Below are 7,135 nucleotides of genomic sequence, written 5' to 3' on the forward strand. Positions count from 1 at the left end.
GCAGGATAACGGGTACTTTTCTTGTGCGCTTCACGTTATAAATCTCTCCTTTTTATCTTGGTTATTCTGGTGAATTCAACCTTCATCATACATGGTTTGTCCCGGCTGATGCAAAGACTTGATGCAGATAGAGTTTGGCAGGGCGGAAAAATAGGTTTAATATGGTAGAGGCTTCAGGGAATAACAGAAGGGACGGTGGTTAGCTTGGCATTTTCATGGAAGCGGAATCTGATTGTGCTCTGGATCGGTGTGTTCTTCTGCAGTACCGCCTATTCGATCTCGATTCCGTTCCTCTCGATTTTTCTTAGTGACCAGCTCGGCGTAACCAGCCATCTGGAGATCTGGTCGGGCGTAAGCTTTGGGATTACCTTTCTGGCCAGTGCGCTGATTTCGCCTTACTGGGGATCGCTGGCCGACAAATACGGGCGCAAGCCGATGCTGATCCGCTCGGGCTTCAGTCTGGCTGCGCTTTATTTAATCAATTATTTTGTGCATGATCCATATGTATTTCTGGTTGTCCGGGTGCTGCAGGGGCTGCTGGCGGGATTCGTTCCGGCGGCGATTGCTATGGTAGCGACCAATACGCCGGAAGAGAAGACCGGCTATGCACTCAGTATCATGTCTACGGCAGGAGCGACCGGCAGCATTATCGGCCCGCTGATCGGCGGCGTGGTCAGCTATTATTCGAGCAACCGCAGCGCCTTTCTGTTCTCGGCGGTGATCGTGCTTGTCTCCGCGCTGATTGCCACCTTTTTCGCCAAGGAAGAGAATTTTAACCGGTCTGCACCGAGGTCGCGCGTCAGTGATGACATCCGTGAGGCGGCCAAGAATAAAGCTTTTATTACACTGCTCTTTTTAGCCGGCATTAGTACATTCTCTGTAATGATTCTGGAGCCGCTGCTGCCGATTTATCTGCTCGATATGGGGATTTCCAGAAATACGGCCTCGCTAAGCTCGGGGATTGTTTTCTCGGCAGTCGGCATAGCGACGGTAATAATGGCACCGCAATGGGGCAGGATCGGCAGCCGTAAGGGCTTCGGATTCATATTGTTCATCGGCCTTATCGGCGGAGGAATCGGCAACATCCTGCAATATTTCGTCTCCGGCTATGTGGAGTTTGCCATTCTGCGGTTTGCCTACGGCCTGTTCTACGCCGGGGTGCTTCCGTCAGTCAATGCCATGATCGTCCAGACCATTGAACCGGGCTTCCGCGGCCGGGCCTTCGGCCTGAATCAGGCAGCCTCACAGCTGGCAACCATGGCCGGTCCGATTATCGGCGGTCTGCTGGGCGCTTTTATCCCGATCCGCTGGGTGTTCGTCGTCAACGGGCTGATCCTGCTTGTGGCTGCACTGCTCGTTAAGGTCCGCAAGCTGGAAGCCAAGGTCAGCGAAGCGCGTTCTCACGGTGGGCCCGCGGATGCGGAAGCGGCAGGCCCTTTATAAGCTCTATATCCGATAACAAAAAAAGGCCAAAAGCACCGGAGGATCATCTCCGGAATTGCTTTTGGCCTTTTACACATTCATTAATCCTCTTCACCGGTGGAGCCGTTCAGCACATCTGTACCTGGCATCGCATCGACAGGAGGGGCTGCCGGGTCTACTGCTGTACCGGGCTGCAGCTCGTCCGCATCGGGAATATCCTCCAGCGGCTGCTCCCCGTCATCCCCATAAGCTTCCTCATCGTCGGCATAATCGATAACGCTGCCGGTTAATCCGGCTGCTCCGGCAGCAAAAACCGCATCGGATTCCAGCAGCTCATCACGCTGCGGGGCAGAAGAGGCAATAACGCCGGCGTTGCGGTCGGCCCTGCGTCCAAGTGCCGGCTCAGGCTCATTGGCCCCGATGTCTGCGGCCAGGATGGAATCACCTTCAAGCGCCGGATCTGAGCCAACGTCTGCTATACCGTCAACAAAATCAACGGGTCTCTCGTGAACGGGCTCGTGGCTGGCAAGCGCTGATTCCAGCGGCTGGCGCTCCGTGTCGAGTGTAACACCGCTGATGCCCTGTTCGGTAATAGTACCCAGCGGACGCAACTCATCCAGCGGAATATCCTGCTCTGGAGTGACGCCGCCCATTTTTTGATAACGCTCATATGCAAAATCGGCTTCAGTTTTATTGAACTCATTACCCATAGCCGTTCAGCTCCTTTAAGCTTTAGTCTGTCCCTCATCGGGCACAGCGTGATTAATGGCTGCTTCCTGGTCCTCCTCCGGCAGTGCACCCGGATATGATCCCTCCTGGAAGAGGCCAAAGTCCTCATCAATATCGCGTTCAGTCACAAGATTATCTGCATCCGGTTCTCTGCCGGCGCCGGATTTCTTCTGTTCACTCATTGCCGGACCTCCTTGCCCTGTTCTATAGTAGTTCTATACCCGATTAAACGGCTGCGAATCTGCGCCTTCTAATATATAGCCTTCTTAATATAATCATTATCCAGCGCGATTAACCGCCGGTGAAATAAAAACGGGGATTTCGCGGGAATTTGCCAATATAGGCAGGGAAAGTGCGAAGGTTGTCGAAAATAAGAATCATACGAACTAATAAAATCCAACTTATGATTTATTGAGGAGTCAAAATGAAGCTGGCATCACCAAAAAGAGTGGCCGTCCTGTTCATGCTTCTGCTCTTGACCATTCTGGTGATTGCAGGATTTGCTGCCGGGCGGAGCAGCGGGCAGGATAGGGTTCTGCTTAACTGGGAACAAAAATGGGCATATCCGGGAGAGGAAACAGCCGCTGCTGCCCCGGAAGAGGAATGGCTGAAGTTATCAGCAGATTCAGACAGGCCGCTGCCGCCCGCCGGTGCGGATGCAGTCTGGCTGCGTTTTGACATACCGGAGACTGAGGAGTATACAGCGCTGCTTATTGATAAAGTATACGGAACCACCCTGAAAGCCTATCGTAATAACGGGCTTATCTATGATTCCAGACAGACAGTTAATTTTAACGGCAGCAAGGTGCTTATTCCTATCTCAGACACTCAGGGCGACGGGCCGCTGTATCTGTGGAGTACCGGCGGAGACAGAGGATTCGGGGTAGGCGGACAGATCAGATTAGGTCATTATGACGGACTGATGAATCTCTATATCCAGCAGGATTTAGTGGATGTGATCCTGGGGACTTCGCTGATGTTTATGGCGGTTGTCCTGCTGGCCTGTTTGTTTTTTGTGAAGATAAAGATGTTCTCCGGCGGGTACTGGCTGGTGGTTGTAATCTTTGCATTCGGGGTTCTGTTTATCACATACTCCCCTTTTCTTGCACTTATTATGGGCAGCCGGGAGCATCTGACCGAATCTGTCTTTGACGTGGCTTTATTTATGCTGCTGCCTGCCTTTACCTTATATTTTGAACAGATTTTTGGACCGGGAAGAGGAGGGCACCTGGTCCGCTTCCGTAATATACAGCTCGGTTTTTCAGTTTTCTGCCTGCTGTTCCTCTTGCTGAACACGCTGCTGTCATACCGGCTGGACAATCTGTATACGTTTTTGACGGTCAATGTCACAGGGATACTGATGATCATACAGCTGCTCTATCTGCTGGGGCTGGCGGTTGTCTATGCCTACAGAGGGAATAAGGATGCTGTGATTTTTTCAAGCGGCTTCGCGCTGTTTGCGGTCATTTCGCTCAGCGAGCTGGTGCTGTATTTCTCGTCCAGCAGCCCGTTTCATCTCTATTGGTGGAAATGGGGCGTGGTTGGATTCATTCTCTCGCTGATCGTCATTCTCGGCCGCGGCTTTACCAGAAATTATGAGCAGGCGCTGAGCTATTCGCGGGAACTGGAGCAGTTCAATAATGCCGCCCAGCGCTCCGAAAAAATGGAGATCATCAGTGAGCTCGCCGCTTCTGTAGCCCACGAAGTACGCAATCCGCTGCAGGTGACGCGCGGGTTCCTGCAGATTCTGGGTGAACGATCCGCCAGCAAAGAGAAGGAATATCTGAATATGGCGATGCAGGAGCTGGACCGGGCCTCCGTGATCATTACTGACTTTCTTACCTTTGCCAAGCCTGGGATGGAAGAGGTTGACGTATTTGAGGTGTCCGGCGAGCTGCGGCATGTTGCAGGTATTCTGGTGCCGCTGGCTAATCTGCAGGGCGGAACCATTGAACTGCATCTGCAGGACGAGCTTTTTGTGCTGGGCAGTCCCGCCAAGTTCAAGCAGGCTTTTATTAATCTGATTAAGAACAGCGTGGAAGCGCTGCAGGAAGACGGTCTGATCAAAGTATCGGCCTGGAAGTCGGGCCAGCATATTATCATCAGTGTGGTGGATAACGGCGAAGGCATGAAGCTGAGCGAGCTGGCCAGGCTGGGGGAGCCCTTCTATTCGAATAAGACCAAGGGAACAGGCCTCGGCCTGATGGTCTCCTTCCGGATCATCGAAGCAATGAACGGGGCGATCCATTTCTATAGTAAAAAGGGCCAGGGGACCGAGGTTGTGGTAAAATTACCAGCTGATCACAATAAATAGAAATGAAATCCGTTTTTTTTGAAGGGATAAGGGCAGTGCTGGGCGAAATACTAGCTGTGATTCCTGCAATACTACTACTTTCTTTTGGGGTGCTTGCATGCGCTTGATTGGTAAAAGTGTACATATAACAGCGATGCTGCTGCTTCTTCTAATGACGTTCGGGTCGCTGTCAGCCTCCGGGGAAGGCCGTTATCCCGCAAATGAAATTACAGAGTGGCAGATGCAGTGGGGCAGCCGGACGGGGGATACAGGACTTGAGCTTCCGGTCGGGAGCCAGGTAGACTGGTTCAGCAGCGGAAAAGCCAAGCCGGCAGGCGATCTTCCGGACGGAATCTCTTCAGCCTGGACCCGGATTGAGCTGCCGGACTCACACTACGCGTCGCCTGCTGTTTACATCGAAAAGCTCTATGCTCTGCACATCAAAGTATTTGTGGAGGACCGGCTTGTTCTGGAGGCCGACCGCAGCTATATCAAGGATAATTATTCCCTGCTCATACCGCTTACAGGCGAAGATAACGGTAAAACGATGTATATCTGGACTTCGACACTGCAGGAGCGGATCGGAGTCAAGGACATTATTGAAGTCGGCGAGCATAGTGAGCTGATCCGCAAATACGTTAAAAACGGACTGATCGACGTCATTCTCGGCGGCTCCTTTATTTTTGTGGCGCTGGTACTGTTCATGTGCGGTTTTTTTCTGGACAGGGAGCATTTTAACATCGCGGCTTCATTATCGGTCGTCATTGCGGCTACCGGGGTGCTGGCGATTACCTATTCGCCCTTCATTTATACTTTTTACAGCTCTTACGGAGCGCTGAGTGTGATCTTTCTCGATCTGGGGCTGCTGTCTCTGCTGCCTGCGCTTACGTTTTTATTTGAGCGGATTTTCGGGAGCGGCCGTTTTTCCATCATCCGGCGGTTCCGCATTTTTCAGACAGCCTATTCCCTGTTCTGCATGATGTTCCTGATTGTTAATACGCTGGCAGACAACCGTTTTGTGGAAGGATACTATTTTGTTTCGACAACTGTAATCGGCTTCATTATGATTGCCCAGTTTATTCTGCTGATTGCCTGTGTAATTCTCTTTTCGCTCAAAAAAAATAAGGATGCGATTATCTTTGCCGTCGGCTTCGGTACCGCCGCCCTGACTGGTGTGGCGGAGCTGGTCTGGTATTATATCAAAAATGGTGATTATGATCTGTTCTACTGGAAATGGGCGCTCGTTGTATTCATTCTCTCGCTGATTGTTATTCTGGGCCGCAGGCTGGCTTTGAACCACCGGCAGGTAGTCCGGTATTCTCAGGAACTGGAGCTGTTTAACAACGAGCTGCAGCGTTCCGAGAAGATGGAGATTATCAGCGAACTTGCCGCATCAGTAGCTCATGAGGTGCGCAATCCGCTGCAGGTGACAAGAGGATTCCTTCAGCTTCTCAGTGAGAAAGCAAGCGGGAGTGAAGAGCAGTACTTATCAATGGCGCTCAGTGAGCTGGACCGTGCGGCCAATATCATCACGGATTTCCTTACCTTTGCCAAGCCGGAATTCGAGCAGGTCTCGATCCTTAATGTCCGGGAGGAATTCAAGCACATCGAGAGTATTATGCTGCCGCTGTGCCATCTGAACGGGGGCAAAATGATTATGGAGGCCGGAGAAGGCCTGTGGGTAAAGGGCAACTCCTCCAAGTTCAAGCAGGCATTCATTAATATTATTAAGAACAGCATTGAATCACTGGGGGATGAGGGTACAATCCATATGATTGCTTATGGTGTCGGCGATTATGTGTATATTCACATTCAGGATGACGGGGAGGGGATGGACAGCGAGGTGCTGAACCGGCTCGGCGAGCCGTACTTCTCCAATAAAACGAAGGGGACGGGCCTTGGCCTGATGGTAACCTTCCGGATTATTGAAGCCATGGCGGGCGAGGTCCGCTTCGAAAGCCAAAAGGGAGCCGGAACCGAATCCGTCACGACTTTGCCGCTGGCAAAGCCTCCGGAAGGTTCAGGCTCCCTGTGAAGTCTGAAACGTGTTGTATGCTTACCAGGAACCGAGGAGGGTGACATCCGTCTTCATAACACCGGAGGACGGACTTGGCGGAATGACCAGGTAGAACTCATTAGAGCCTTCCTCTACCGTTTTGAGCGTAATATGGTCGGGCAGATCAATACCTAGTGCTTCCCTGATGGCTTCCTTCGGATTTACAAGCAGCTTCTGTTTGAAACCTGGATCCTCCCATGCCTTCTGAATCACTTGATTCTTAAGAATTGCCTCTGACACAACAATCACCCTTCCCCGATATGATTAGATTACCCCGTAAGCATATCATAGCATTTTATTTGAATCTATGACTATTTTTGGTTGTTAGCAGAATTTTTCGAAGAATGGCCGGTTTTCATTTGCTTGGATAGCCAATACTGTAATCCTCCGCCCTGCAGCAGCTCTTTTTCCGCTTCGACCGCTGCCGCAAGCTGCCGGAGATTGTCCGCCAGCTTCTGATGAAAGGCGGTCAGCCCGGAAACACGGAAAGCGCCGGCGAGCAGCCGTTCGTGGTTGTCTGCGGCAGAAGCGGCATACGAGATAAGACCGCCGGCTGTATAAATGAAATGGTTGACCTCAACAGGGGTCAGGCGGGCTTCGGGATTGTCAGGGTACAGCTGTCTGCCGGCCAGAGC

6 protein-coding genes and 1 pseudogene are annotated in these 7,135 nt (G+C 51.7%); 3 read left to right on the top strand and 4 right to left on the bottom strand.

Annotated elements, in window-relative coordinates:
• Positions 1-204: 204 nt before the first annotated feature.
• On the top strand, positions 205-1,443 hold the full coding sequence (locus BN3772_RS11760; protein ID WP_042199605.1) for an MFS transporter: 1,239 nt from the start codon (positions 205-207) through the stop codon (positions 1,441-1,443).
• Between the two features lie 80 nt (positions 1,444-1,523).
• Here BN3772_RS11760 and BN3772_RS11765 read toward each other — a convergent pair whose 3' ends face one another.
• Positions 1,524-2,132: a hypothetical protein gene (locus tag BN3772_RS11765; protein ID WP_042199607.1), complete on the bottom strand. Its 609-nt coding sequence runs from the start codon at positions 2,130-2,132 to the stop codon at positions 1,524-1,526.
• 15 nt (positions 2,133-2,147) lie between these two features.
• Complete coding sequence (locus tag BN3772_RS11770) at positions 2,148-2,333, bottom strand: hypothetical protein (protein WP_042173185.1); 186 nt, start codon at positions 2,331-2,333, stop codon at positions 2,148-2,150.
• A gap of 242 nt (positions 2,334-2,575) precedes the next feature.
• Between BN3772_RS11770 and BN3772_RS11775 the strand changes: the two genes are divergently transcribed.
• Positions 2,576-4,465, top strand: coding sequence for a sensor histidine kinase (locus BN3772_RS11775; protein WP_042199608.1), 1,890 nt, complete (start codon positions 2,576-2,578; stop codon positions 4,463-4,465).
• Between the two features lie 97 nt (positions 4,466-4,562).
• On the top strand, positions 4,563-6,479 hold the full coding sequence (locus BN3772_RS11780; protein WP_052380473.1) for a sensor histidine kinase: 1,917 nt from the start codon (positions 4,563-4,565) through the stop codon (positions 6,477-6,479).
• A 21-nt stretch (positions 6,480-6,500) separates the two neighbouring features.
• On the opposite strand, the gene BN3772_RS11785 is transcribed toward BN3772_RS11780, so the two are convergent.
• Both BN3772_RS11785 and BN3772_RS11790 read right to left on the bottom strand, forming a co-directional pair.
• A complete protein-coding gene (locus tag BN3772_RS11785; protein ID WP_042199609.1) occupies positions 6,501-6,740 on the bottom strand; it encodes an NHLP leader peptide family RiPP precursor in 240 nt (79 codons plus the stop codon).
• A gap of 71 nt (positions 6,741-6,811) precedes the next feature.
• Positions 6,812-7,135, bottom strand: a pseudogene (locus BN3772_RS11790) (hypothetical protein); the annotation flags it as partial.

Origin of the sequence: Paenibacillus camerounensis (assembly GCF_000723885.1) — a bacterium.
Classification (GTDB): domain Bacteria; phylum Bacillota; class Bacilli; order Paenibacillales; family Paenibacillaceae; genus Paenibacillus_AQ; species Paenibacillus_AQ camerounensis.

Bases quoted from the DNA above. Each gene is read 5' to 3' on its own strand.
- BN3772_RS11765 (WP_042199607.1), bottom strand. From the start codon at position 2,132: ATGGGTAATGAGTTCAATAAAACTGAAGCCGATTTTGCATATGAGCGT.
- BN3772_RS11770 (WP_042173185.1), bottom strand. From the start codon at position 2,333: ATGAGTGAACAGAAGAAATCCGGCGCCGGCAGAGAACCGGATGCAGAT.
- BN3772_RS11780 (WP_052380473.1), top strand. From the start codon at position 4,563: ATGCGCTTGATTGGTAAAAGTGTACATATAACAGCGATGCTGCTGCTT.
- BN3772_RS11775 (WP_042199608.1), top strand. From the start codon at position 2,576: ATGAAGCTGGCATCACCAAAAAGAGTGGCCGTCCTGTTCATGCTTCTG.